Source organism: Marinitoga sp. 1197 (assembly GCF_001021165.1).
Lineage (GTDB): Bacteria > Thermotogota > Thermotogae > Petrotogales > Petrotogaceae > Marinitoga.
Genome location: NZ_AZAY01000048.1, coordinates 82,558 through 108,467, shown reverse-complemented (window position 1 = coordinate 108,467; position 25,910 = coordinate 82,558). Strand labels below are relative to the sequence as shown.

Genomic DNA, 25,910 nt, shown 5'->3' with positions numbered 1-25,910 from the left:
ATTATGTTTAGAGAAACATTGACTTTTGATGATGTATTATTACTCCCTAAGTATAGTGAAATTACTCCATCACAGGTGAATACAAAATCATTGCTAACAAAAGATATATATTTAAAAACTCCATTTTTATCCGCAGCAATGGATACTGTTACTGAAAGCCAAATGGCAAAATCACTGGCTCATGTAGGCGGAATTGGTATAATTCATAAAAATATGTCAATAGAAGAACAGGTGCATGAAATTGAAAAAGTTAAAAAATCGGAAAATGGTATAATATATGATCCAATAACAATATATCCTGATACCACTATTCGTGAAGCAGAAAATTTAATGCATGAGTATAAAATTGGAGGTCTTCCCGTTGTTGATAAAAAAAATAAATTATTGGGTATATTAACCAATAGAGATATGCGTTTTGAAACAAATTTATCAAAAAAAGCTAAAGAATTGATGACATCATTTAAGGAGTTAATAGTAGCCGGGCCACATATAACAATAAAAGAAGCTAAAAAAATATTACATCAAAATAAAATAGAAAAATTACCGATAATAAATGAAAAAAATGAACTAATAGGATTAATAACAATAAAAGATATACTATCAATTATAGAACATCCTGATGCATCTCGAGATGAAAAGGGGAGATTATTAGTTGGCGGGGCAATAGGGATTTCTGATGCTTTAGAAAGAGCCAATGCATTAGTAAAAGCCAATGTGGATGTATTAGTGTTGGATTCAGCACACGGACATTCGAAAAATATTATTGATATATTAAAAATGTTAAAAAAAGAATTTCCAAAGATACCAATTATTGCTGGTAATATTGCAACAAAAGAGGGAGCGTATGATTTGATAAAAGCTGGAGCGGATGCTTTAAAAGTAGGAATAGGTCCCGGGTCAATATGTACAACTCGAATTGTTGCTGGTATTGGAGTTCCGCAATTAACTGCGATCTTAGATGTAGTATCTGTTGCAAAAAAATACAATATTCCTGTAATTGCTGATGGTGGAATAAGGTATTCAGGAGACATTGTAAAAGCTTTAGCTGCAGGTGCAAATACTGTAATGCTTGGAAGTTTATTTGCTGGAACAGAAGAAGCGCCTGGAGAAACAATATTATATCAAGGAAGAAAATATAAAACTTATAGAGGCATGGGATCCATTAGCGCTATGAAAAAAGGTAGCAAAGATAGATATTTTCAAGAAAATATCACAAGAACTGATAAATTTGTTCCTGAAGGTGTTGAAGGAATGGTCCCTTATAAGGGTAAAGTGAAAGAAGTTGTATATCAACTATTAGGTGGATTAAAATCAGGTATGGGATATATAGGAGCAAAAGATATTGATGATTTACATGAGAAAGCCGAATTTATAAAAATAACCTCTTCAAGTATTAAAGAAAGTCATCCTCATGATATATCGATAACTAAAGAATCACCTAACTATTCAATAAAATAAAAAAGATAAATCCCAAATGGGATTTATCTTTTTCTAAAATTACTGAAAGATTTTTATTATAATATCTTTATGAATTATTTAGCTGGATAATATGGTTTATAAAATTTTGGATTATAATGTGGTTTATAATTATATCCAAAATAATAATTTGGATATAATGGATAGTGTTTATACATACGTAATCTTATTTCATATAATCTTCGAGCTATTTCTTTTCTTAAATCAAGTATTCTATTTTTATATTCTAATTTTACAGGTATAAAATATTTGGCATTTTTCAATTCTACATAATAGCCATATAATGCAATATTCGTTCCATTTTCAAACCAATTGAATATTCTCGGTACATTTGGAAAAACAGCTTTAAAATTTTCTTTGTCTTTAAGTGACATAAAGAAAAATCTATCATTTTTTGTTACAACAACATTTTCTATGGTTCCCTTAATTTCAAACAATTTGTTATCGTTTAGTATAGGCATTTTAGTAAAAGAAAACATAGAAACACTTAATAAACTTAAAATTAAAACGACAAGTATTTTTTTCATAAAAAACACCCCTTTTGTGATATTATTCAATGATATTTTATATTACGTTCCTTAAAAATTCCTTAGAATTGAGGGGTGATTTCAAATTTAATTTTCAAATTTCATTTTAATTTCTTCGAATCTCTTATCAATTTTTTCCTTTTCTTCTTTTGCTATTACCAACTTTTCTTTTGCCAATAATAACAAATCTAATCCTTTTTTATAAATTTCCAGAGCATATTCAATATCCAATTCACTGCCATTTTTTTGAAATATTTGAGAAATTAATTCAAGCATTTCTGTTATTTCTTTAAATGTTTTTTTCTTTAACTCTGTTTTTGTCTTTTGGATTTTTTAGAGAATACACCTTATTATTAAATATAAGAAATAAAAAATTTACTCAGATGTAATTTTTTTTTTTTTTTTTTTTTTGCTAAAATAATCGTAAACTGAATAAATGAAAATAAAAATTTTAAATCATATATAATATAAAAATAAATAAGTCAAAAAATTTTGCGGGGGTTTTAGTTAAAAAAATCACATTATTATTAAAAATAGTCTTAATTAAGGAAACAGGAGAATAATCATCTTTACTAACCCCAGAAGCATTGCTTGGTAAATGCTAAGGAAAAAGTTATAAATTAAATAAAATCATTCTGCTTATGCAGCATGATTTGAAAATTCAGAAATAATAGACCAATCAATATGATAAAAAATAATAAGGATATAAATATTATATTTATTATAAGCAAAATTAAGATAAAAGTGAATAGTTTTATTTTACCGAATTAAATAAATGTTTAATTCAATTATATTATAAGCCATGGAGGAAAACCTCTTTTCGAGACAATATGAAAGTATTGTAAACAATATAATTTTAGAAATTTTGAAGGATACTATATTAAATCATGAAAGGAGGTGGATTAAATTGTTAAAAGGATATTATTCGATATCAAAAACTCCTATTATTGCATCTGAATGTTATTTCTGCCAGGGAGCTATAGTTGTTTGTGCAATAACTTGGTAAAAATTTGAAAGGGGGGAAGGATTAATGTTAAAAGGGTATTATCTAGTTAATAAAAGTCAAGATCCTATATTAGCCTGTGCATTTTGCCAAAATGCTATAGTTGTTTGTGGAATTGTATGGTAATAATAAGTGTTCTAGAAGTTTTTTTGTGAAATTAAAAAAATCAGATGGCGTCTTCCAATAAAACTTTATTTGTTATAAAAATATAAATTGGAAGACGCCCATGGATAAAATTTAACTAAATTAAATTTATTTATACGGGGGGACAAAATGAAAAATAAAATATTGTTGTTATCTCCAAAAGTTGATTTAATAAAAACAAATAAAGGAGCTATACTGAAGTATATAGGTGGAAGTAATTTGATTTTTTTAAGTCAGACAGAAGCATTTTTTTTATCTTTATGCGATGGAACAAGAAATATAGAAGAGATAATATGTGAAATATCTAATTTGTATGAAATGCCATATGACATAGTAGAAAGTGATTTACTCAATTTGATAAATAAATTTATAGAAGCTAATATAATAAATTTTTTACCTCAAAAATTAGAAAAAAGATTATCCAGAAATAACGAAAATGAATTTATTTTTATTCCAGAAATCGATAATCCTATAATTATACCTAAAAAAATAAATAGTATAGGGTTTTCATTAACAGATTATTGCCCTTTAAATTGTAGTTATTGTTTTGGTAAATTCAGTCCTAATACATCTAAGAAATATTTACCTACTGAAAAAGTTATTTCAATAATAGAAGAAGCTGAAGAATTGGGGAAAGTTGAATATGTATCATTATCTGGAGGAGATCCCATTGCTCATCCAGGATTATCTAAAATTATTAATTTTTTAGAAGAGAAAAGAATAAATTATGAGGTTTCAACAAAAGGTACTATATTGACAAAAGAAAAAATTATTGAATTAGTTGAAGCTGGGTTAAGAAATATACAAATTAGTATAGACACATGGGATCATCAAAAATGGTCACAGTTAACAGGCTTAAAGAAAGAAGAATTTAATAAAGTAATAGAAGCATTTTATTGGTGTAATGTATTTAATATAAAAACACGTGGAAGAATTACATTAACAAAAAAAAATCTATATGATTTAGAAATTTTATTTCAAAAACTTCCATTTTTAGGAGTTGAAGAAATAAGGGTTGTTCCTTTATTGCCTGTTGGAAGAGGGAATATCTCTAACACTTTGAATGAAGAAGAATTAAATTATGCTTTATCTTTAAAGATGAAATATGAAAAAATATATAAAGGAAATATTAAAATTGTTTATGGACTGCAAAAATATACTGGTGATATAACTTGCGGCGGTGCGAAAGTCGCCATGCAAGTGTGTTCTGATGGTGAAGTTATATTATGCGATGTTGTTGAAGGTATAGATAAATCAGCGTTTAGTTATGGTAATGTATTTAAAAAATCTGTAAAAGAAATATGGTTTTCTAAAGAAGCGAATAAATTTAGGTACAATTTAGAAATAAAGGAATGTATTAATTGTAATAAATTTAGTATATGTAATGGTGGTTGTAGAGCGGTAGCATATAAATATTATGGAAATTTTTATAAACACGATCCAAGATGTTTAAAATTTTCTGATAATAAAGAAGGTGATTTATTTATATGGGAGAAAAAGGAAACATTGAAAAATTAGAAAAAAAAGAAATTTATTATTTTTTATTTACCTTATTTAAAAGATATTGGAAAAGACAGATAATAGCAATACTTTTTATAAGTTTGATGGCAGTGTCTATATTAGTCTTTCCGATATTAATAAAATATATGATAGATACAGTAATTCCAGCAAAAAACTTTCAAATATTGTTTAAATATATATTGGTGATGATTTCAGCTCTTTTAGGAATATCAATAATAACATATTTTGGAGAAGTAATATTTGAAATTAATGCATTGAAAGCAAAAAGAGATATAAGAAAGGAAATAACAATAAAATTAACAAAACTACCTTATGAATTTTTTGTGAAAATAAACTCTGGTGAATTGATTTCAAAATTAATGTCTGATCTTGAAATGGTTGGCGTTGTTGTTTCACAGGTATTTCCAGTATTTGTATTATCAGTATTACAAATATCAGGAATAATTATTATGATGTTTTATCTAAATTGGAAACTTACAATGGTACCAATATTCTTGACTTTATGTTCATTATTATTTTTGAAAATAGTAAATACAAAAGCAGAAAAGGTCTCTATTATTGAAAGAAAAAACTTCGGCGAAATATCAAGTGTATTAATAGATATTATAAATAATATTAAAACTATAAAGGTAATGTCATCATATAAATGGATAGAGAATATGATAAATAAATATCTTGATAGTCATTATAAAATAGGGAAAAAATTTGCAAAATTGATAAAATTAACCGGGGCAATAGGTAATTCTATAAATGGAGTAATAACTGTAGGTGTATTTAGTTATGGAGGATATTTAATAATAAAAGATGAGATAACTTTGGGAACATTAATAGCATTCTGGACATATATACAAACGTTAATGACACCTTTGCAATTATTAATGAAAGTGAATATGGTGCTGAGAAGTTCATGGGGAGGAATAAAAAGAGTTATTGAAATAACAAAATATAAAGAAGAAACTGTTGTAGAATCAAAAGAAGAAAAAGATATAAATTCTATTAGGCTTGAAAAAATTGAGTTTAGTTTTGATAGTGAAAAAATTTTAAATTCAATAAATTTGGATTTGATAAATGGGAAAATTACATGTATAACAGGTGAAAATGGCGCAGGGAAAACAACACTGTTCAATGTATTAATGGGCTTATATAAGACTAAAAATGGAAAGGTTATGTTGAATAACACTGAAGAAATAGATAATAATATTTTAAGAGGAAATATAGGTTTTGTTGAACAGGAACCAGTTTTATTTAAAAATTGTACAATAAGAGAAAACATATTAATGGGTAGAGAAATTTCAGAAAAGAGATTAAAAGAAATCTTGAAAATAACAGGTATAGAAAAAATGGTGTCAAAATTTGAAAAAGGTATAGATGAAAAAATTCAAAATATAAGTTTATCTGGAGGACAGAAACAATTAATTGCAATAGCAAGAGCATTAATAACTAATCCTCAAATCATATTACTTGATGAATTTACATCTGCAATGGATTCAAAAAATGAAAAATTAATACACGATATTTTGATAAAATTAAAAAAAGAAAGAAAAATAATAGTAATAATAACACATCGTGATTCTACATTAAAAATATGTGATGAAGTATATAAAATAAAAAAAGGAAATCTAATAAAAGTTTAAAAACTTCAAATGAGGCGAAAGCCTCATTTGATTTTTATGTCTAATAACATGTCCAAAAAGTAAGAGAAGCGATAACTCGCAAATTACCTTTTTTCCTTTAGATTTTTATTCATAAAAATCTAAAGTGTAAAATGAAGTCGGTCAATTTTACACGAAGGGGTGATTTCAAAGCTAATTTTCAAATTTCATTTTAATTTCTTCGAATCTCTTATCAATTTTTTCCTTTTCCTCTTTTGCTATTACCAACTTTTCTTTTGCCAATAATAACAAATCTAATCCTTTTTTATAAATTTCCAGAGCATATTCAATATCCAATTCACTGCCATTTTTTTGAAATATTTGAGAAATTAATTCAAGCATTTCTGTTATTTCTTTAAATGTTTTTTTCTTTAACTCTGTTTTTGTCATTTTCAAAATTTCATCAATATTCATTTTAGATCCTCCCTATAGTATTTAATTTCTTTTATATCACTTTTAACTTCCCCATCCTTTAGTTTAATCTCTAATTCTTTATTTTTATCCAGATCATATACGCTTGAAATTATTTTGGATTTCTGAATAATAACGCCTCCTCCACTTAAAAAAGAGCTAAAAGGACTATTTTTAGTTATTTCAACATAATAATCATTAATTTTTTTCAAATTATAAGATTCAAGTAAATCAAAATCTTTTTTTATATTTTTTTCAAAAGCAATATTTTCATTATATAGAACATTTATTTTATTATTTATATGTTCTGATACATAATTAATAAAATTTAATTCCCTGTACAACCAAGTTTCAAATGAAGATAATATATTTTGAAAATTAGTTAGTGAATTAATATAAAAGTTCATTTTATTTTTTTCTTTTTCAAACAGATGATTAATAGTTGAATTTATATTGTTTAGTATATTTTTTGAAAAAAATTCAGCATGTGAAAATATATTATTAACCATATAATAAATTTTTTGAAAATTTTCATTTATTTGATTATTAAAATTTTCTATTTGATTAACGATAGCTCTCGCTACTTCGGTAGGTGTAGAAAAATTTATATAAGAAACATAATCGGGTATAGTTATATCCTGTTCATGACCAATACCAGTTAAAACAGGTATTGTATTATTTACAATAGCGATTTTTTCTGCTAAATCATAATCATTAAAATACATTAAATCAGATTGAGCACCACCGCCTCTTATAATTACAATAATATCATAATCTATTTTAGAATTCAGGATTAAATCTAATGATTTATTAATACCTGTAGGGACTTCTACTCCCTGCATTGGTGAGGAATAAAGATGAATTAAAGGTGGTGAAGAAAGTTTATTGATGTTTTTTATAAAATCGCCATATCCAGCAGCGGTTTGAGATGAAATAATAGCAATTTTTCTTGTAGGAGGTAAATCATCTAATTTATTTTTTCTTTCCCTTAATAACCCATTTATTTTTAATTTATTTATAATAGCTTTTTTTCTTTTTTCCAGCTTAGATTCTCCAATGGGGACAAGAGATTGTAATCTTATGGCTAAAGAAGCTGAAGTAGGCCAGAAAGAAAGTTTCCCATAAAATTTCCAGTTTTTATTTTCTAATTCTTTGATATTTTTCAAACCAAGACTATTTAAAAGTGTTTTTATATGATATCTTGATAAAAATACACTTATTTTAAAAGTTTTTCCTTTGTCATTTCTTTGAGAAACTTCTATAAATAAATCACCAGCACTGCTTGTTTTTGCCTTTGAAATATCCCCATTAAATATTATAATAGAATTAAAAAGTTCTGTTTCATTCAATTCCATCTGAATCCAATTAAACAAATCTATTAAATTTTCAAAAATTTTTTTATTTTCAGATATTTTCACTTTCTCCCTCTTTTCCGGATAACACGATTGTTATTTCACCCTTAATATTTCTTTCTGAAAAATGAGCAATGGCTTCTTTAATAGTTCCTCTGAATAATTCTTGATGAATTTTTGTCATTTCTCTTGCTATAAAAATGTCTCTATTACCAACTATTTCTAATATTTCTTTTAAAGTGTTATTTAGTCTCTGTGGTGATTCAAAAAAAACAAAAAGAATTCCAAGATCTTTAATTTTTCTAAGAAGACGTCTTTTGTTTTTACCACGAGGCAAAAACCCCTGAAACATATATTTTGAACCAGGAAATCCGCTTAAAGCAATTGCAGCAGAAGGTGCATTTGGACCTGGTATGATATCTATTTCCACATTATCTTCCCAGCATTTATTTATTAATTGATAACCAGGATCAGATATTACAGGCATGCCTGCATCACTTACAAGAGAACAAATATTTTTTTCTTTAATAATTTCCAGAGCTTTTTTAAGAACTTTATTAGCGTTATATTCGCTAAAAGTAAATAATTCTTTTTTCCCAATATCAAGATTATTTAATAATTTTATAGTTACTCTTTTATCTTCTACAAAAATAATATCTGATTTCTTTAATATCTCAACAGCTCTTAAAGAAATATCTTTCAGATTTCCTATAGGTGTTCCTATTATATACAATTTTCCCATATTACCACCTTCCTTATTAAAAAAAACCCGCATAAGCGGGTTATATGGTGTCGGGGACGGGACTTGAACCCGCATGGATGAATATCCATATGATTCTGAGTCATACGCGTCTGCCAATTCCGCCACCCCGACATATTATTCCTGTAATTCATATATATTCTTATTATTAGAAACTATATCATAGGTTAAAGCTTTTAAAGAAATGGTGAAATCCACATTTTCAACAGCAATATTTTCTGGCAAACTTAAAGAAGTAGGTGCAAAATTTAATATCCCTTTTATGCCTGTTTCTACTAATTGTTCAGCAACTTTTTGTGCAACTTCTGCCGGTACCGCTAAAATAGCAATTTCTATTCCTTTTTCAGCACATATTTTTTTCATATCTTTCATATCATAGACTAAGATTCCAGCTGATATTTGTTTCCCGATTTTTGTTTTATCTTTATCAAAAGCAACTTTTATAAAAAAACCATTTTTTTCTAAACCAGTATAATTAGCAATAGCTGATCCCAGGTTTCCAACTCCAACAATAGCAACACTCCATTTTTTATTAAGCCCTAAAATAGATTTAATTGAATTCATTAGTTTATCAATATCATACCCCACACCACGTTTTCCAAATTCTCCAAAATAGGACAAATCTTTTCTAATTTGACTTGCTTTAATATGTAACGATTCTGCTAATTCTTTAGATGAAGTTCTTTGGACTCCCGATGATTTTTTATTTTCCAAACATCGATAATACATCGCGAGTCTTTTAATAGTTGGTTTTGGAATTTTTGGATTTTTCATAATTTACCTCCAATCACTTTTTAATCACTATATTAAGCAATTTACCTTTTACAAGAATTACCTTTTTTATCTCTGAATTTTCAATGTATTTTTTTACTTTTTCATCTTCAAATGCTTTATTTTTAATCATTTCTTCAGTTGAATTTGCATCAACTATTATTTTTGATCTTACTTTACCATTTATCTGAACAACAATTTCTAATTCATCAACTTCTAGAGCTTTTTTGTCTACATCTGGCCATTTCGCATTGACAACAAATGTATTATGGCCCATCATATGCCATAATTCTTCTGATAAATGAGGTGCAAAAGGAGATAAAAGAATAATAAAATCTTCTGCAACTTCTTTTAATAATTCTTTATTCCAGTCTTTTTTTGAGATATTATTTATATATGAATTAAGTTCATTAATTAATTCCATCATACCACTAATTGCAGTATTAAATTGAAAATTCTTTTCTATATCATTTGTTATTTTTCCAATCATTTGATGCAATTTTCTTCTTAAAGATTTTTCTTCTTTTGTATTTAGTTTCATATTTTTTGTGTCAACATTTTTTGTTACTTCTATTATTTTAGACATTGCAATCCATACTTTATTCATAAATCTAGCAATACCTTCTAAACCTGCATCATTCCATTCTGCATCTTTTTCTGGTGGCCCCATAAATAGCATATATAATCTTAGTGTATCTGCTCCATACTTTTCAACCATTTCATCTGGAGAAACAACATTACCTTTTGATTTTGACATTTTTGCTCCATCTTTATATATCATTCCCTGAGTAAATAGATTGGAGAATGGCTCAACAAAATTAATATACCCAAGGTCATATAATACTTTTGTTATAAATCGTGAATATAATAAATGCAAAATAGCATGTTCAACACCACCAATATATTGGTCAACTGGAAGCCAGTAATTTACATCATCTGAATCAAAAGGCTTATCATTCATCTTAGGATTAATATATCTTAAATAATACCAACTACTATCAACGAATGTATCCATTGTATCAACTTCTCTTTTTGCGGGTCTTCCACATTTTGGACATGTAGTATTAATAAATTCATCGGTATAAGTTAAAGGGCTTTTTCCTGTTGGCTCAAAAGTAACATTTGTAGGAAGTTTTACGGGTAAATCTTTTTCTGGTACAGGGACAGTTCCACATTTTTCACAATAAATTATAGGTATTGGTGCTCCCCAGTATCTTTGTCTTGATATCAACCAATCCCTTAATTTATATTGAATGCTTTTATTTCCTATATTATTTTTTTCAAGCCAATCAATAATTTTTGGCAAAGCTTCTCTATTTTTCATGCCATCAAATTTATTAGAATTTACCATTATTCCATCATCGGTAAAAGCTTCTGTTAAATCTTCTTCGAGAAAATTTTTGTTTTCTGGTTTAATAACAACTCTAATTGGCAAATTAAATTCTTTGGCAAATTCAAAATCTCTTTGGTCATGTGCAGGGACAGCCATAATTGCTCCAGTACCATACTCAAATAAAATATAATTAGCTACATAAATAGGTATTTTTTCTCCGTTTACTGGATTAATTGCATAACTTCCTGTAAAGGCCCCATCTTTCTTTGCACCTTGTGCAATTCTCTTAAATTTATCTTCTTTAGTTACTCTGTTTAAAAATTCTTCTACTTCTTTCTTTTGCTCTGGAGTTGTTAATTCTTCAACAATAGGAGATTCAGGAGCTAAAGCCATAAAAGTTACACCCCAGAGAGTATCCGGTCTTGTGGTGAAAACAGTTAATTCTTTTTCTGTACCGTCAATTTTAAACTTAACTTCAGCTCCTACACTTTTTCCAATCCAATTCTTTTGCATAATTTTAACATTTTCAGGCCATCCCTCAAGTTTTTCAAGATCATTTAATAACTTTTCAGAATAATCTGTTATTTTAAAATACCATTGTTCTAACTTTTTCATTTCTATTTCTGTACCACATCTTTCACATTTTCCATTAACAACCTGTTCATTGGCTAAAACAGTTTTACAGCTTGGACACCAATTAACAGCAGCATGTTTTTTATAAGCTAAACCTTTTTCATATAATTTCAAAAATATCCATTGGGTCCATTTATAATAATCTTCTTTACATGTTGCAATTTCTCTATCCCAATCATAACTAATTCCAATCTTTTTAATTTGCTTTTTTATAATTTCAATATTTTTAAAAGTCCAATCTCCAGGATTTACATTATTTTTTATAGCAGCATTTTCTGCTGGTAATCCAAAAGCGTCATATCCAAAGGGATGTAAAACATTAAATCCCTGCATTTTTTTATATCTAGCAACAACATCGCCAATTACATAATTTTTTACATGACCAACGTGTATAGTTCCAGATGGATATGGGAACATTGTCAAAACGTAATATTTTTTCTTATCGCTTCTTTGTGAAGTCTTAAAGATATTTTTTTCTGCCCATTTTTTTTGCCATTTTTCTTCTATATTTTTATGATCGAATTCCATTTTATAACCTCCTATATCCAAGTGATAACTTTCTCATATATTATACCAGAATTTTTAGAAAATTTAAAGTACTTAAATTATTTTCCCCTAATTGTCGGAATATATAAATTTAAATCTTCAGAAATATTTTCAAGCTTTGCTGATGGCATTTTTTTAAGTCTTCTTTGACCGGGTTCCTGTATTAAAAAAAAGATATTATCAGGATTTGCAGTTTGAATTTTTGCATTATAAGGAATATTTATCGTATAAGATGTTCTTATAGAAGGGTCCTTAAAAAAATAAAATTTATATGGAGCCAATCCCGGTTTTAACATTCCCTGAAATATATACTTGCCTTTTTCATTTTTTATACCAATCCATATTTCTCTTGAGCCTACGATATATAGCTGGAAATAACCAACATTCTGATCTTCTTGAGCAAGGGTTAATAATTTCTCTAAATCTTTTAAATGTTTTTCTAAATTGCTTTTGTAATTTATAAATTTTTCAACAATTCCATTTGGTTCAAAATATTTATTTAAATCTTCTAATTTTGTATTTAATTGGGATATTTTATCATTAACTTTAGTGTTTTGTCTATTGAATAAATTTTCCATATAATTTTGAAATTTTGAAAGTTTTATTTCACTTCCTATTGACATTATTATTGAAATAATAGATAAAGTAATAGCAATATATAACAATATTCTTGTTATTTTCATTATTTACCTCCTATATCTATAGTAGCATTAACGTATTTCATTACCCTATTTGCAATTTTTTTAAATTTTTGTATAGTATTGTCCACTTTCTTTTTTGCGACATTGAGCTTATCAGAAATTTCATCATAAGAATTGTTATCTAACCACATCTTCACAATATTTTTTTCCAGATCTTTCATTTGTTCAATTGACCTTTCAAAGATATAATTATAGACTACAGATTGGTATAAATCTGTTTCAGATGGAACTTCAAAATAATAATCTGAATCTTCAGAATAGTCTTCAAACATGGATTCTATACTAACAGCATCCGATAATACTTTATTTTTTAATCTATTTAAATAGGTTAAAAATGATTTTATTTCAGATGATATATTAAGATAGGCAAAGGTTGAAAATTTTGTTTTATTATTTTCATCAAATGAATAAACTCCCTGTATTAAACCAACAAATCCTATTTGAACAAGATCCTGAAATTCAGCCCACGCACCATAATATTTTGAAGCAATAGACTTAATCATGGGTTCAAATTTTACCATGATCATATTCATTGCTTCTTTATCGCCTGATTGAGCTAATTTAATTAGTGATTCAACACGTAAAGTTCTTAATTTATATTTACTCATTATTTCACGACCATATACATTAAATGTTCTGCTGTATCATATAAAACTTTCGAAAATTTCAGTTCCAATTCAAATACATCGGCCCAATATTTGGAAAATTCTAACTCGTTCTCCCAAGGAAAAGCCATAATTCCATATATTGATATTTTACTAAAATAGTTCGATAACAATTTTTCTAAATCATTTTTCGTATATAAAGTTGAATTAAAAGACATAAATTTTGAAATTCCAACATTTACTTTTTTTTGTTTTTTCATTACTTCTATTATATCAAAATCTTTTGAAAAAAAAGCATCGATAATAAATTTATTTAAATTATCAACAGTTCCAATTAAAATTCCACCTTTTTTTAATACTCTATTTATTTCATATAGGAATTTTTCATCGTTTTCTGAATAACTTAAAATATCACCCATAGCGAGAATTATATCAAATGATTCATTTTCAAATTTTAAATTTTCAGCAAAATCATTAATTATATTTATACTATTTTTAAATTTGCTTTTTAAGATAGAACACATTTTTGGAGATGGTTCTACAGCATATACATCAAATCCTTTATTTAAAAAGATATTAGTCCAATATCCAGTTCCAGCACCGATATCAAGAACTTTTCCGCTGACAAATTTCAAATTTTCAAAAATTATCTTTTCGGATAATAAATTATGCATTTCCCAATATGGGTCTTCATACATTTTTTCATAATCATTGGCAATTTTATCATAATATTCCCAGGATTTCATAAAGTATCCCCCTAATATAAAATAAAATCCCCGATAATTCGGGGAGTTACTGGAGCAGGTGATGGGACTCGAACCCACAACCTCTGCCTTACCAAGGCAGCGCTCTAACCTGTTGAAGCTACACCTGCAAACCCAATATATTATACAATAAAATATTAGTTTAGTCAAGTTTAAAAAATTTATTCAATTTTTTTAATATTATAAAAATCCCTCTAAAAGAGGGATTTTAAAATTCTTCAACTATAAATACTTCGTCACCTGTTTTTATTAAAGCAGCATTCGCTTCATCAGTATCAACATGAAATTCCAGAGCATATTTTGGACTTACTCTTATTAACACGTCACCAAATATTAATTTTCTATCACCTTTTTCAATAGCAACATATACTAAATCTTTATCTTTGACATTATATTTTTCAGCATCTTCAGGAAGCATATGAATATGTCTTTTAGCTAAAATTAAACCTTTTTTCGTTTCAACTTCACCTTTTGGACCAATAATTTTTATTCCAGGAGTTCCATCTAAATCACCTGAATCTCTAACAGGAGGTTTCACTCCTAATTTAAAGGCATCTGTTTGAGAAATCTCTATTTGAGTTTCTTTTCTAACAGGTCCTAAAACTCTAACTCTTTCTATTTTTCCTTTTGGACCAACTAAAGTAACAACTTCTTCTGCTGCATATTGACCTGGTTGTTTTAAATCTTTTATAGGATGCAACTCATAACCTTCACCAAATAATACCTCTAAATCTTCTTTTGATAGATGAACATGTCTGTTTGAAACACCCACTATAATTCCTGTTTTTTTTAATTTCATACCAACACCTCCGACTATATAATATTACCTCTTTTTGGTGTAATTAAAGGTTTTCTAATTATTAATTCAATATTTTTAGGTTTAACAACCTCTATATTCAAAGGGCCTCTTCTTACAGAAATCCAACCTAACCCAGGTATAGCTAATTCTTCATTTTCTTCAATTGAAATAATTTCTTTTTCATAATCAATATTTTTTAATGGATAGTCTTTTTCATATGGAGGATAAATAATTTCCCCAATATGATTTTTTAATAAATCATCTACTCTTTCCTCTTTGGTTTGATGAAAAGATATTCTTTCTGGGGCAAATATCAAGAAAATAGGTTTCAAACTATTTTTAGCTAAAGATAAAATTTTAAATCTGAAAAGTGCACTTACAAATATAACTTTACCGATATCTGGTTTAAAGGTTTTTCTACTAATAGTTTTATGAGGTATCATTTCCACCTGAGTATATATGTCAAAAAAGTCTGTAAATCTTTGTTTAGTCTCTATTCCTGGAGTATCATATAAGTATATATTATGGTTAATAATTTTTCTTTTAACAATTCCTAATGTAGTTCCGGGAAATGAACTTGTTGTAATTTTTACATCAGTCATGTTATTTAAAAGTGATGATTTACCGACATTTGTAGTACCAACTACAAGAGCTTTTTCTATCTTTTGTTCTTTTAGTAACTTTATTAATCTATTTATACCAAAATTCCTTTTCGCACTTATTAAGCGAATATTATCTTTTTTAATATTAACATTGTCTTTAACCCTGTCGTAAATCCAGTCTTTTAATTCAGTAAAAGCTACACTTTTTGGCAATAGATCAACTTTGTTAATTATTAAAAATAGATTTTTATTTTTTACTAAATTTAATATATCTTTATCAAAAGTACCTTCAAAATCAATAATATCGATAACCCATAAAACTGTATCAAATTCATAGATAATACTTTTTAATTGATTGTAAAAATTTTTGTTTATGGAAACAGGAATTAGTTCACCATAATGTTTTAATTTAAAACACCTTTGACATAAAGCTTTTTCTTCATTGCCTATGAACTTTTCATAAACATGTTCCGGTAAGAAACCAGGAATTTCCGGATTTTCTGTTTGTATTTCAACCCCACATCCATGACATTTCATAAAACCACCTCCAATTTAGCGAATCTATTTTAAGATTACGATGTCTAAAAAGTCAATTCACTCAGGCAGCTTGATTGCTAATCCTTAAAATTATTCATTCTCAGCCGTCGTTCAGATTTTTCATCCATGAAAAAGCTTCACTCAAAAAAACGTCCTGTTTTTTTGACGGCTTTCATTCATAATTTTAAGGGCAATCTTCGAGCCTTCGTTTCATTTGAGACTTTTTAGACAGCCTATTTTAAGATAGAAAAAAATATTAATCCCAGATATTCATGTATTGCCATAGCATTTGCTCGTAAAGAATCTATATCAGGTTTAAAATCTATCCATGTAATTTTATCCCGTGTTATTAGATAATTTGAAGGAACTGGAACTATTTCGATATTACTATTAATAAAGTTTTTAAAAATTTTGTATGATCTTGGCAAATGAATAGCAGAAGTAACTAAAAATATTCTATTTATTTTCATATTATTAATTAAAGATTTTACATATTTTGCATTTTCCTCGGTTGTTTGTGCATCTGGTTCGATAAAAATATTTGAGGGATTAACACCAAATCTAACAAGATAATCTCTCATTACTAAAGCCTCTGGAATATAATCTGTATTTGGTGGTTTTCCGCCAGAAATAACAATAGGGTAATTTGTTTTTTTATATAATTCATAGCCTGCAAAAATTCGTTTAAAGGCTTGATCTGACATTTCACCTAAAGAAGGTGAAATAGGTGTTTTAGGTATAGCTCCTCCACCTAAAATTACAATGATAGAAGGGATATTAACTTTGTTTTCTTTATATGGCTCAAACGCATTTTCTAAAGGATAAACTAATATTCTTGAGGTTATTTGAATAGAAAAAAGATAAATTATTATAGAAGTAAATATAATCATTTTATTTGATTTTTTCGATTTTTTTATTCTGAAATTTAATAAAATAATTAAAGTAATAAACAGGCCCGGCAATTCGATAAATGATTGAATGATTTTTCTAATCCATAGCATATTACTACCTCCATTAAAAATCAAGTATCATCTCGTAAAATCCATTTATATCAAAATATTTTTTCCATAATAGTGGGATTTTATGAAATTTAATAGTTTTAAAACCTAATTTTTCATAAAGTTGTTTTGCTCTTATATTCTTTTTTATAACAAATAATTTAACTCCTTTTAATTTTTTCTTTTTAGCGTAATCAAGCAAATAATATATGATTTTTGTCCCGATACCCAAACCTCTTTTATCTGGAATAACAACAATATCATCTAATAATAAATACTCTCCACATTTTTGCGTATTAAGTAAACAAATACCTCTAAAGATGACTTTTAAAGTTTCAAATTTATATTCTTTTAAAATATCAATAAATTCTAAATTCAACCATGAAAAACCTTTATATTTTATAGCAGCTATTCCCATTATATTATTATTGTCATCTCTTGAAATAAGAATTTTATCGAATAATATATATTTTTTGAGTAATTTTAAAGATTTTGTTTTAGTTAAAAAAACAGGTTTAAATTTTTCATAAAAGGTATTATATAGTAAAGTTACTATATAATTCTTTTCCTCTTCATTATGAATACCAAATGATATTTTTACTTCTTTCATAATTTCACCTCATGGTAAAAAGAAATATACCATCATATATTAATTATATCATTATTATGTTTATTTATTTTAAAATTTTGTGTTCAAAAATCCAATATAATCAGAAAAGAATAAAATCAATTTGTGGTATAATATAAATGAATTTCAAATTAAAAATTTGGAGGGGATATGAATGAAAAAGGGATTTGTATTGGTTTTGGCCATTTTTATGTTTTTTCTAACTTCTTGTAGTATAATGAATTCAACCCCTTTTTCTCAACCTGAAAATCAAAAAGGGGCCGCTTACCATGATTTTAAAGGATTTGGGATTATAGATTATAAAGCTTTCCCTCAGGTTGCACAAGCTAAATTAGCTGCTCTTGAAGCTGCAAGGCAAGATGCTTATTCTAAAGCTGTAGAATATATTTATGGAGTTTATATTGATTCAAAAACAACAGTTAAAGATTTTGTTTTAAAAGAAAAAAATATTGAATCATCGTTATGGGGAGTAATTAGAGGAGCCCAACAAATAGATGAAGGTTTTAATATGACAGAGGGAATGGCATATGTAACTATTAGAATATTTAGAAAAGATATTGAAGAACTATTAGGTAAAAAATTAAAAAATTTCTAATATGGGAGTGAGTTTTTTTGAAATTCTTATTTTTACACAAATTTAATTCATATTGGGATAAAAAATTAAATGAATTAAAGTTAGATTATCCTGATATTGAGATTATTTTTCCAGAAAAAGAAAAATTATCAAAAGAAGAATTATTAAAAGATGTGGATGCAATAATCGGCGGATTTATTACAAAAAAAGAGCTTGAATTTGCTAAAAAATTAAAAATTATTTTTGTCCCTTTTGCTGGTGTTGAACAATTACCATTAGATGATTTAAAAGAACGAAATATTATTATTTCAAATGCTCATGGAAATGGAAAGTATGTTGCAGAAAGAGCTGTCGCTTTAGCATTAGCTTTGCTTGGAAAAATTATTTATTTTCATAATGATTTAAAAAAAGGAATTTGGCATGGTTTTACTGTTGGTGAGTCTATTTTTGAATCATGGAATTCAATTCAAGGAAAGAAAATTGGAATCATGGGATTTGGGGCTATAGGTCAAAATATAGCTGAATTTTTAAAACCGTTTAATACAAAAATTTATATTTTAAAAAATAATAAAATTGCCAAATTACCGAAAAACGTAGATAAAATTTATTATAATGTTGATAAAATTATTGAAGATAGTGAAATATTATTTTTAACTCTTCCTTTAACAGAGAAAACTTATGAGATTATTAACGAGGAACGATTGATGAAAATGAAGGATAAATTTTTAATAAATGTGGGTAGAGGGAAATTAATTCATGAGGAAGGTTTATACAACGCTTTAAAAAATAGAATTTTAAAAGGCGTTGCTTTGGACGTATGGTTTAATTATCCAACTTCAAAAAACAAAAATGTAATGCCTTCAAACTATCCTATTTGGGAGTTTGATAATGTAATTCTTTCACCTCATGTTGGTGGATATTCATATCATGCTACTACTGCAGGAATTAATTATACGATAGATAGTATAAAAAAATATTTAAAAGAGGGTATGCCGCTTTCAATTGTTGATTATAATAAAAAATATTGATAAATTAAGAGGTGATTTTTATTAAAGAATATATACCTGTCCCCAAAGATATTGAATTAATTGAAATATTCGGTACGCATGATAGCAGAATTAAATATTTGAAAAATAAATTTGATGTAAAAATATCTTATGTGGAGAATAAAATTGTTCTTAATAGTGAAAAAAAGAAAAATATAAATAAGGTAAAAAAAATTTTAAAAGAGGTTGTTGATATTACTTCCAATGGTCATTTGCTTGATTGGACAGAATTTCAATATATTGTTTCTTTATACGAAACTGAAAATGATTTGACAAAATCACAAAAAACAAATTACAATCAAGTTGTTAATACAACAGTGAGTGGTGTGCGAGTGCAGGCAAAAACTCATGGACAATCAGATTATATAAAAATCATGAAAGAAAACGATATAGTTTTTTGTATTGGTCCAGCTGGAACTGGAAAAACCTATTTGGCAGTTGCAATGGCAGTAGAATTTTTAAATACTGGAAGAGTTCAAAGAATAATATTAACAAGACCGGCTGTTGAAGCAGGCGAAAAACTTGGGTTTTTACCGGGAACATTATATGACAAAGTTGATCCTTACTTAAGACCTTTATATGATTCACTTATGGATTTTATAAGTGCTGATAGAATTATAGAATATAAGGAAAAAGGTATTATTGAGGTTGTGCCCCTGGCTTATATGCGAGGAAGAACTTTAAATAATGCGTTTATTATACTTGATGAAGCTCAAAATAGTACGTATTATCAAATGAAGATGTTTTTAACAAGAATAGGTTTTAATTCAAGAACGGTTATTACAGGGGATATTACTCAAATTGACCTTGATAATAAAAAAGATTCTGGATTGCTAATTGTTCAAAAGGTATTAAAAAATATTAAAGGGATCTCTTTTATAGAACTAACTGAAAATGATGTTGTAAGAAATCCTTTAGTTAAAGAAATAATAAAAGCTTACGATAAATATGAGAAAACTAAAGGTGAAGAATATGGAAAAAAATAAACTATATCAAAATTTTTTCTTTTTTGCCAATTTTATGTTTTTATTTTTGATTACAGAAATTTTATTATGGCGTGATTTTACATGGAGTTTTTTATTCAACTTCATAATAGTTTTTTTTCCTTTTTGGTATTTAATAATTATGTATTTAATAAGAAAAGATAGAACTTTTAATTTACACCCGTTAAATTATTGGTTCGCATTTATTATAATCCTGGATTTAGGTATAATTTTAAACATATTTTCATTAAAATATTTTTCCGATCCTGCAGTAACACCTTTATTTATTGTTGTAACAATTACACTTATGATGAATTTTTATATAGGCTTTTTATCTTCTTTAGTTTTTTCTTTTTATTTTTCATTTTTGTTTGGGTTTCCTTTAAAAACATTTATTACACTTTTTGTTATAGGAATAATAAGTGCATATTTAAGTAAGAATTTATATTCAAGAGTAAGAATGGTAATTCCTTTTTTGGGCGCAACTATTTCACAGATTATAATATATTTAATTTATAATAATTTTGATTTTGAAGCTATTCCACAAGTTTTTATATCAAATTTGATACAGATGCTTTTTCTTTTAGGTGTATTGCCATATCTTGAATATATTACACGTGTTTATTCCGATATAGGCCTTTTGGAATTAGGAAATTTGAATCACCCATTATTACGAAAATTATCTTTGAATGCATCTGGTACGTATTATCACAGTTTAATTATTGCTAATCTAGTTGAAAGTGCATCTGAAGCAATAAATGCTAATCCTATACTATTGAGAGTAGGTGCATATTTTCATGATATAGGTAAATCATTAAGACCTTTATTTTTTACAGAAAATCAAAAAGGTTTTAATCCACATGATAGAATAAACCCAAAACTAAGCGCTTTAATTCTCAATCTTCATGTAATAAAAGGTAAAGAATTAGCAAGAAAATATAAACTACCAATTTTGATTGAAGATCTGATTGTTCAGCATCATGGAACAAGAATAAAACGCTATTTTTTTCATAAAAGTATAGAATTAAAAGAAAACCTTTCACCCGATTTATTTAAGTACCCCGGTCCTATACCTCAATTTAAAGAAGCTGCAATATTAATGATTGCAGATAATATTGAAGCAATGACCAGGAGTATGCAAAAAATAAATAAAAAAAATATTGAAGAAAAAATTGATAATTTGATACAGGATTTATATTTTGAAGGACAATTAGATGATTGTGGACTAACTTTAAAAGAAATCAACAAAATTAAAAATGCTATGGTTAATACAATTTTAAACATGAATCATTCAAGAATTAGTTATCCAGAAATTCCAAAAGAACTTCTAAAAGAGGTGTCAAAAAATGAAAATTAATATTTTTGATAATCAGGAAATTGAAAATATTGATATAAAAAAAGTAGAAAATATCACAAAAAAGGTTTTATTATCTGAAATTGGTGAAGGAGATTATGAGTTAAATATAGTTATTACAGATAACGAAACTATAAAAGAATATAATGAAAAATATAGAAATAAAATTGGGCCAACAGACGTTTTATCCTTTGAATACGGTGTAAATGAAGATATAATAGGTGAAATTATTATTTCAGTTGAAAAAATAAAAGAACAGGCTCCAGAATTTAATAATACTTTTGAAGAAGAATTTTTTTATATATTAATTCATGGAATATTGCATATCTGTGGTTATGACCATTTAAAAGAAGAAGAAAAGAAAAAAATGTTTAAAATACAGGATGAATATTATAAAAATTTATTTAAAACCATATAAAAAATAATGAAAAATTTTCAATATACGCTGTTTAAAAAGTCAAATTCACTCAGGCAGCTTGATTGCTTATCCTTAAAATTATTCATTCTCAGCCGTCGCATCGATTTTTCATCCATGAAAAAGCTTCACTCAAAAAAACATCCTGTTTTTTTGACGGCTTACACTCATAATTTTAAGGGCAATCTTCGAGCCTTCATTTCATTTTAGACTTTTTAGACAGCGCATTTTAATATATTACATGAAAAGAATGATGATTTTTTTACTTAATTGAAGTTATTTAACTGCTAATACCTTAGTTTTGAAAAGAATATATTTGATGATTGACAAACTAATTGTTATAATAAACTCGGAAATAGAAAAAGGAGGTAAAAAAATGTCGTTAATAAGACCATTTAAAGGGTTGAGACCAAAAAAAGAATTAGTTGAAGAATTTTCATGCCCTCCATATGATGTTCTTGAAGAGGAAGAGGTTAAAGAAATTGTTACTAAACATCCTAATAGCTTTTTGAAAGTAACAAGAGCGGAAGTTGAATTTGATGAAAATATAGATCCGCATAGTGAAATTGTTTATAAAAAAGCTAAAGAAAATTTAGAAAATTTTAAAAAAGAAGGTATTTTAATAGAAGAAGAAAAACCAGCCCTTTATTTATATCGAGAGACTTGGAATGGTCATTCTCAAACAGGGATTTTTGCAACTTTTTCGGTTGATGAATATCAAAAGGGTTTAATTAAAAAACATGAGTTAACAAGACAGGATAAAGAAGACGATAGAACTAAACATATAATGATTTTAGAAGCTCAAACAGGTCCTGTATTTTTAACCTTTAAATCAAAGGAAAATATAAAAGAACTAATAAATACAGGAATTGATAAAGCAGAAAAAATTTATGATTTTAAAGATGAAAAAAATGTTTATCATGAATTGTGGGTTTTAAGTGATGAAAATTTAATTAAAGAATTAGAAAAAGCATTTAGTGAGGTTGAAGCATTATATATTGCAGACGGACATCATAGGGCTGCAGCAGCTTCAAGAACAAAAGAAATTTTGAAATCAAGAAACCCACAACATACAGGAAATGAAGAATATAATTTCTTTATGGCTGTTGTTTTTCCGCATGATGAATTGAAAATTCTTGATTACAACAGAGTTGTGAAGGATTTAAATGGATTAACAGATGAAGAATTTATTGAAAAGTTATCTGAAAATTTTGAAATTTTTGAAGTTAAAGAAACACCATATAAACCAAAATCAAGACACGAATTTGGAATATATATAAATAAAAAATGGTATTCACTAAAAGCCAAAGATTCTATTATAGAAGAAAATGATCCTGTAAAACAATTAGATGTATATATTCTGCAAAATTATTTATTATCTCCTATATTAGGCATAGAAAATCCAAGAAAAGATCCAAGGATACATTTTATTGGAGGTATTAGAGGAGTAAAAGCTCTGGAGGAATGGATAGATGGCAAAGATTGGAAAGTAGCATTTTCAATGTATCCGACATCAATAGAAGAATTAATGGCTGTTGCAGATGTAAACAAAACAATGCCTCCGAAATCAACGTGGTTTGAACCAAAATTAAGATCAGGATTGTTAATACATGAAATATAAAATAACCCCTATCAGGGGTTATTTTATATTTAAATATATATTTTTGGAATTTATATAGGAAATATTTTTCTCAGGCCTTTTGTTATTGGAGTAAAACAATTTTTCTATTTTTGATTTATGATAAGATGCACTAAAAGAAAATAATTTCTTTGCAAAATGTTTGTTTTTTATATTGGAGGTTTCAAGTGTGTCTAATATATTTTTTATTGAATAGTCTATTATAAAGTTTATAAATTCTTTATTTTCTTTGTCTAAATCGTTTAATTTGTCTATATGAAACACCCTTTTAAAAGGATTAAAGTTCTTTTTTTTGATATCTTTTTCAAGATCATATATAGCGTCGAAAAGATAAATTAATGTTCCTATATAAGTACTAAAGTCATCTGAAAAAAAATTTTGATGTTTATTTAAAATCATCTGGATAATTTTTATTGATGGAATAAAATACTCTTCAAATTCTAATGTTTTATTCTCTATTTTAAATTGCTCATTTAATATGTTTTCATACGTTTCAATAAAATCTTTTCCATAATAATATATAAGTTTTCTTTTTAAAAGTTTTATAAAAACAACCAAATTATTTAAATTACTATCATGCAATTTATCATATATTTTACCATATATAATTAAAGCATTTAAAAATGAAAATTCATCGAATATTTCAATATTTTTATAAATATACCGTTTTTTAAAACCTACCCATGGGCATGTAATTTCTTCAATATCTTTTTCATTAAATTCTACTTTTAATAAAGAAAAAAATGAAACTTCTCTTATAATAAACATCCTGTAAAAATTGCCAAAATTTCTTTTTAAAGAATGACAAATCGAACAATAATGACTTATATAGTTTAGTCTTTCTATTTTATTTGGCTTAAAATAAAGTGATATATATCCATACAATTTTATTACCTTCCTTATTTTGAAATTCCAACATATAAATCCATACTTCTTTCAATTGTATTTTCGTTGGACTTGACAGCAAATATTAACTTGTAATTACCAGGAATCGATAGTTTGACTGGTGGATTAGATGAAATAAAATGGATAATAGATTTCCCACCAGCACTTATATAAACTCTTTTTTTCTCATCATTTTCATAGTTAAAAACTATGACATTATTTTCTAGATTAATCAATCTAATAGTATATCCTTCAATTTCTAAAAATTTTTCTTTTTTAAAATTAAGATTGTTTATATAAAAATATCCTTCAAATAAATGATTTATCGGATAAAAAAGGTAAGTATCTACAGATAAATTTATATTTTTCAATCTTTTTTCAACATTATCAGTTATCGCTAAAGGAATATATACTGCCTGATTAAGCTTATCATTAATAAAATATAATTCATATATACCTTTTTCTATGGGAGGAATATTTATTTCATATGATTTAGTTTCTAAAGTTTTTAATAATGTATAACCAAGGTTTATTGGAATCTCTTTTTTTAATTTTCTATTTTTTGTAAAAATTTTTAATTTTCCAATAATATTAACGTTTTTTGTTTCTGCAGAATAATTTTTAACTTCAATATATAATTTTGGATATTCATTTGTTAAATAAAAAGCTTTGTCCAGATAAATATTATATTTGATAGTATGTATATATTCAATCTCTTTTTTTAATTTAATTTTTTTTCCATTATAATTAAATTGTGTTTCTATGATATAATTTCCATTTGGTATTTTTGATATGGGATTGATAGAATTTAAATCGAAAATTTTTTTATTTCCAAGAGGTTGTAATTTATAAGAAATTATATTGTTATATTCAAATTTATAAAAAGTCGTACTTGCAGAATTTGTCATTTTGTATATAATAAATTTAAATGAATCTATTTTTATATCTTTTACTGTACTACCAGTGTTAAACATATTAACAGTAATTTCTAAATTATCAGGAAAAGTGTATTTATTCGATGCTAAAATTGAAAAAGAAATACTATTTATAATTACAGAATCTCCAAAATTATATCTTGGAAAGTAATACTTAGAGGATATTATTACGATAATAGCAAATAAGGATATAAAAATTATGATTAAGTTGTTAATTCGTTGTCGCCTTTTTTGAATTTTTCTTAAATTATCCTTTTTTTCTTTTTCTTCATCATATTTTTTCCACTCTTCAGGTGTTTTACTATAATATTTCATA

General features: G+C 26.3%; 26 protein-coding genes and 2 tRNA genes. 10 read left to right on the top strand and 18 right to left on the bottom strand.

All coding sequences use genetic code 11. The features are described 5' to 3' along the window. The first annotated feature begins 3 nt into the window (after positions 1-3). Positions 4-1,458 (top strand): IMP dehydrogenase, encoded by a 1,455-nt coding sequence (guaB, locus tag X275_RS10205; protein ID WP_047268700.1) that lies wholly within the window; start codon positions 4-6, stop codon positions 1,456-1,458. A 74-nt stretch (positions 1,459-1,532) separates the two neighbouring features. Here the strand turns inward: guaB and X275_RS10200 are convergent, their stop codons facing one another. Together X275_RS10200 and X275_RS10195 are read right to left on the bottom strand one after the other, a co-directional pair. Continuing rightward, positions 1,533-2,003 carry a hypothetical protein gene (locus X275_RS10200; protein ID WP_047268699.1) on the bottom strand — a complete coding sequence of 157 codons (471 nt, stop codon included), beginning with the start codon at positions 2,001-2,003 and terminating at the stop codon, positions 1,533-1,535. Positions 2,004-2,090: 87 nt separating this feature from the next. Then, positions 2,091-2,279, bottom strand: a complete 189-nt coding sequence (locus X275_RS10195; protein ID WP_231588324.1) for a hypothetical protein — start codon at positions 2,277-2,279, stop codon at positions 2,091-2,093. A 526-nt stretch (positions 2,280-2,805) separates the two neighbouring features. On the opposite strand from X275_RS10195, the gene X275_RS11590 reads away from it, so the two are divergent. From X275_RS11590 to X275_RS10185, 3 genes are all read left to right on the top strand, one after another. Continuing rightward, entirely contained in the window at positions 2,806-3,009 is a 204-nt protein-coding gene (locus X275_RS11590) for a hypothetical protein (RefSeq protein WP_156168784.1), read from the top strand. Positions 3,010-3,279: 270 nt separating this feature from the next. Further along, positions 3,280-4,668 carry a radical SAM protein gene (locus X275_RS10190; RefSeq protein WP_047268697.1) on the top strand — a complete coding sequence of 463 codons (1,389 nt, stop codon included), beginning with the start codon at positions 3,280-3,282 and terminating at the stop codon, positions 4,666-4,668. After that, positions 4,638-6,305 (top strand): ABC transporter ATP-binding protein, encoded by a 1,668-nt coding sequence (locus X275_RS10185; protein ID WP_052913871.1) that lies wholly within the window; start codon positions 4,638-4,640, stop codon positions 6,303-6,305. The genes X275_RS10190 and X275_RS10185 overlap by 31 nt, the downstream gene beginning before the upstream one ends. Before the next feature lie 171 nt (positions 6,306-6,476). Here the strand turns inward: X275_RS10185 and X275_RS10180 are convergent, their stop codons facing one another. The 14 genes from X275_RS10180 to X275_RS11205 all read right to left on the bottom strand — a co-directional run bounded on the left by X275_RS10180 (position 6,477) and on the right by X275_RS11205 (position 17,745). Continuing rightward, positions 6,477-6,737: a hypothetical protein gene (locus tag X275_RS10180; RefSeq protein ID WP_047268696.1), complete on the bottom strand. Its 261-nt coding sequence runs from the start codon at positions 6,735-6,737 to the stop codon at positions 6,477-6,479. Beyond that, the gene (xseA, locus tag X275_RS10175; RefSeq protein ID WP_052913869.1) at positions 6,734-8,152 is read right to left on the bottom strand and encodes an exodeoxyribonuclease VII large subunit; all 1,419 of its coding nucleotides are present in this window, start codon (positions 8,150-8,152) and stop codon (positions 6,734-6,736) included. The genes X275_RS10180 and xseA overlap by 4 nt, the downstream gene beginning before the upstream one ends. Then, positions 8,139-8,828: a 16S rRNA (cytidine(1402)-2'-O)-methyltransferase gene (gene rsmI, locus X275_RS10170; protein WP_047264870.1), complete on the bottom strand. Its 690-nt coding sequence runs from the start codon at positions 8,826-8,828 to the stop codon at positions 8,139-8,141. Before rsmI ends, xseA begins: the two co-directional genes overlap by 14 nt. Before the next feature lie 45 nt (positions 8,829-8,873). Further along, positions 8,874-8,960 (bottom strand) — tRNA-Leu (locus X275_RS10165). A 3-nt stretch (positions 8,961-8,963) separates the two neighbouring features. After that, positions 8,964-9,620: a redox-sensing transcriptional repressor Rex gene (locus X275_RS10160; protein ID WP_047268695.1), complete on the bottom strand. Its 657-nt coding sequence runs from the start codon at positions 9,618-9,620 to the stop codon at positions 8,964-8,966. A gap of 13 nt (positions 9,621-9,633) precedes the next feature. Further along, complete coding sequence (gene leuS, locus X275_RS10155) at positions 9,634-12,111, bottom strand: leucine--tRNA ligase (RefSeq protein ID WP_047268694.1); 2,478 nt, start codon at positions 12,109-12,111, stop codon at positions 9,634-9,636. Between the two features lie 77 nt (positions 12,112-12,188). Next, the gene (locus X275_RS10150) at positions 12,189-12,812 is read right to left on the bottom strand and encodes a hypothetical protein (protein ID WP_047268693.1); all 624 of its coding nucleotides are present in this window, start codon (positions 12,810-12,812) and stop codon (positions 12,189-12,191) included. Further along, the gene (locus tag X275_RS10145) at positions 12,812-13,438 is read right to left on the bottom strand and encodes a sigma-70 family RNA polymerase sigma factor (protein ID WP_047268692.1); all 627 of its coding nucleotides are present in this window, start codon (positions 13,436-13,438) and stop codon (positions 12,812-12,814) included. Before X275_RS10145 ends, X275_RS10150 begins: the two co-directional genes overlap by 1 nt. Continuing rightward, entirely contained in the window at positions 13,438-14,181 is a 744-nt protein-coding gene (locus tag X275_RS10140; RefSeq protein ID WP_052913866.1) for a class I SAM-dependent methyltransferase, read from the bottom strand. The genes X275_RS10145 and X275_RS10140 overlap by 1 nt, the downstream gene beginning before the upstream one ends. A gap of 50 nt (positions 14,182-14,231) precedes the next feature. Then, positions 14,232-14,309, bottom strand: a tRNA-Thr gene (locus tag X275_RS10135). Positions 14,310-14,407: 98 nt separating this feature from the next. Beyond that, positions 14,408-14,998 carry a phosphate propanoyltransferase gene (gene pduL, locus X275_RS10130; protein ID WP_047268691.1) on the bottom strand — a complete coding sequence of 197 codons (591 nt, stop codon included), beginning with the start codon at positions 14,996-14,998 and terminating at the stop codon, positions 14,408-14,410. 14 nt (positions 14,999-15,012) lie between these two features. Continuing rightward, complete coding sequence (gene yqeH / locus X275_RS10125) at positions 15,013-16,137, bottom strand: ribosome biogenesis GTPase YqeH (RefSeq protein ID WP_047268690.1); 1,125 nt, start codon at positions 16,135-16,137, stop codon at positions 15,013-15,015. A 233-nt stretch (positions 16,138-16,370) separates the two neighbouring features. Next, positions 16,371-17,138 (bottom strand): YdcF family protein, encoded by a 768-nt coding sequence (locus tag X275_RS10120; RefSeq protein ID WP_047268689.1) that lies wholly within the window; start codon positions 17,136-17,138, stop codon positions 16,371-16,373. A gap of 13 nt (positions 17,139-17,151) precedes the next feature. Next, on the bottom strand, positions 17,152-17,745 hold the full coding sequence (locus tag X275_RS11205) for a GNAT family N-acetyltransferase (protein WP_052913864.1): 594 nt from the start codon (positions 17,743-17,745) through the stop codon (positions 17,152-17,154). 172 nt (positions 17,746-17,917) lie between these two features. On the opposite strand from X275_RS11205, the gene X275_RS11200 reads away from it, so the two are divergent. From X275_RS11200 to X275_RS10085, 6 genes are all read left to right on the top strand, one after another. Beyond that, on the top strand, positions 17,918-18,358 hold the full coding sequence (locus X275_RS11200) for an LPP20 family lipoprotein (RefSeq protein WP_052913862.1): 441 nt from the start codon (positions 17,918-17,920) through the stop codon (positions 18,356-18,358). Between the two features lie 17 nt (positions 18,359-18,375). Then, the gene (locus tag X275_RS10105; protein WP_047268688.1) at positions 18,376-19,365 is read left to right on the top strand and encodes a 2-hydroxyacid dehydrogenase; all 990 of its coding nucleotides are present in this window, start codon (positions 18,376-18,378) and stop codon (positions 19,363-19,365) included. Positions 19,366-19,385: 20 nt separating this feature from the next. Continuing rightward, positions 19,386-20,369, top strand: coding sequence for a PhoH family protein (locus tag X275_RS10100; RefSeq protein WP_047268760.1), 984 nt, complete (start codon positions 19,386-19,388; stop codon positions 20,367-20,369). A 34-nt stretch (positions 20,370-20,403) separates the two neighbouring features. Then, complete coding sequence (locus tag X275_RS10095; protein ID WP_231588321.1) at positions 20,404-21,723, top strand: HDIG domain-containing metalloprotein; 1,320 nt, start codon at positions 20,404-20,406, stop codon at positions 21,721-21,723. Continuing rightward, positions 21,713-22,138, top strand: a complete 426-nt coding sequence (ybeY, locus tag X275_RS10090; protein ID WP_047268686.1) for an rRNA maturation RNase YbeY — start codon at positions 21,713-21,715, stop codon at positions 22,136-22,138. The genes X275_RS10095 and ybeY overlap by 11 nt, the downstream gene beginning before the upstream one ends. A gap of 373 nt (positions 22,139-22,511) precedes the next feature. After that, the gene (locus X275_RS10085) at positions 22,512-23,756 is read left to right on the top strand and encodes a DUF1015 domain-containing protein (protein ID WP_047268685.1); all 1,245 of its coding nucleotides are present in this window, start codon (positions 22,512-22,514) and stop codon (positions 23,754-23,756) included. Between the two features lie 18 nt (positions 23,757-23,774). Here X275_RS10085 and X275_RS10080 read toward each other — a convergent pair whose 3' ends face one another. Together X275_RS10080 and X275_RS10075 are read right to left on the bottom strand one after the other, a co-directional pair. Beyond that, a complete protein-coding gene (locus X275_RS10080) occupies positions 23,775-24,659 on the bottom strand; it encodes a DUF5685 family protein (protein WP_047268684.1) in 885 nt (294 codons plus the stop codon). 14 nt (positions 24,660-24,673) lie between these two features. Continuing rightward, positions 24,674-25,909, bottom strand: a complete 1,236-nt coding sequence (locus X275_RS10075; protein ID WP_047268683.1) for a hypothetical protein — start codon at positions 25,907-25,909, stop codon at positions 24,674-24,676. Position 25,910: the final 1 nt, after the last annotated feature.

What these genes read in the sequence shown, in the direction of transcription:
- X275_RS10120 (WP_047268689.1), bottom strand. Translation starts at nt 17,138, where the DNA reads ATGCTATGGATTAGAAAAATCATTCAATCATTTATCGAATTGCCGGGC.
- X275_RS11200 (WP_052913862.1), top strand. Translation starts at nt 17,918, where the DNA reads ATGAAAAAGGGATTTGTATTGGTTTTGGCCATTTTTATGTTTTTTCTA.
- X275_RS10085 (WP_047268685.1), top strand. Translation starts at nt 22,512, where the DNA reads ATGTCGTTAATAAGACCATTTAAAGGGTTGAGACCAAAAAAAGAATTA.
- leuS (WP_047268694.1), bottom strand. Translation starts at nt 12,111, where the DNA reads ATGGAATTCGATCATAAAAATATAGAAGAAAAATGGCAAAAAAAATGG.
- pduL (WP_047268691.1), bottom strand. Translation starts at nt 14,998, where the DNA reads ATGAAATTAAAAAAAACAGGAATTATAGTGGGTGTTTCAAACAGACAT.
- X275_RS10145 (WP_047268692.1), bottom strand. Translation starts at nt 13,438, where the DNA reads ATGAGTAAATATAAATTAAGAACTTTACGTGTTGAATCACTAATTAAA.
- X275_RS11590 (WP_156168784.1), top strand. Translation starts at nt 2,806, where the DNA reads ATGGAGGAAAACCTCTTTTCGAGACAATATGAAAGTATTGTAAACAAT.
- X275_RS11205 (WP_052913864.1), bottom strand. Translation starts at nt 17,745, where the DNA reads ATGAAAGAAGTAAAAATATCATTTGGTATTCATAATGAAGAGGAAAAG.
- guaB (WP_047268700.1), top strand. Translation starts at nt 4, where the DNA reads ATGTTTAGAGAAACATTGACTTTTGATGATGTATTATTACTCCCTAAG.
- X275_RS10160 (WP_047268695.1), bottom strand. Translation starts at nt 9,620, where the DNA reads ATGAAAAATCCAAAAATTCCAAAACCAACTATTAAAAGACTCGCGATG.
- X275_RS10095 (WP_231588321.1), top strand. Translation starts at nt 20,404, where the DNA reads ATGTTTTTATTTTTGATTACAGAAATTTTATTATGGCGTGATTTTACA.
- X275_RS10195 (WP_231588324.1), bottom strand. Translation starts at nt 2,279, where the DNA reads ATGCTTGAATTAATTTCTCAAATATTTCAAAAAAATGGCAGTGAATTG.
- X275_RS10190 (WP_047268697.1), top strand. Translation starts at nt 3,280, where the DNA reads ATGAAAAATAAAATATTGTTGTTATCTCCAAAAGTTGATTTAATAAAA.
- X275_RS10075 (WP_047268683.1), bottom strand. Translation starts at nt 25,909, where the DNA reads ATGAAATATTATAGTAAAACACCTGAAGAGTGGAAAAAATATGATGAA.
- X275_RS10150 (WP_047268693.1), bottom strand. Translation starts at nt 12,812, where the DNA reads ATGAAAATAACAAGAATATTGTTATATATTGCTATTACTTTATCTATT.
- X275_RS10185 (WP_052913871.1), top strand. Translation starts at nt 4,638, where the DNA reads ATGGGAGAAAAAGGAAACATTGAAAAATTAGAAAAAAAAGAAATTTAT.
- ybeY (WP_047268686.1), top strand. Translation starts at nt 21,713, where the DNA reads ATGAAAATTAATATTTTTGATAATCAGGAAATTGAAAATATTGATATA.
- rsmI (WP_047264870.1), bottom strand. Translation starts at nt 8,828, where the DNA reads ATGGGAAAATTGTATATAATAGGAACACCTATAGGAAATCTGAAAGAT.
- X275_RS10140 (WP_052913866.1), bottom strand. Translation starts at nt 14,181, where the DNA reads ATGAAATCCTGGGAATATTATGATAAAATTGCCAATGATTATGAAAAA.
- yqeH (WP_047268690.1), bottom strand. Translation starts at nt 16,137, where the DNA reads ATGAAATGTCATGGATGTGGGGTTGAAATACAAACAGAAAATCCGGAA.
- X275_RS10180 (WP_047268696.1), bottom strand. Translation starts at nt 6,737, where the DNA reads ATGAATATTGATGAAATTTTGAAAATGACAAAAACAGAGTTAAAGAAA.
- X275_RS10200 (WP_047268699.1), bottom strand. Translation starts at nt 2,003, where the DNA reads ATGAAAAAAATACTTGTCGTTTTAATTTTAAGTTTATTAAGTGTTTCT.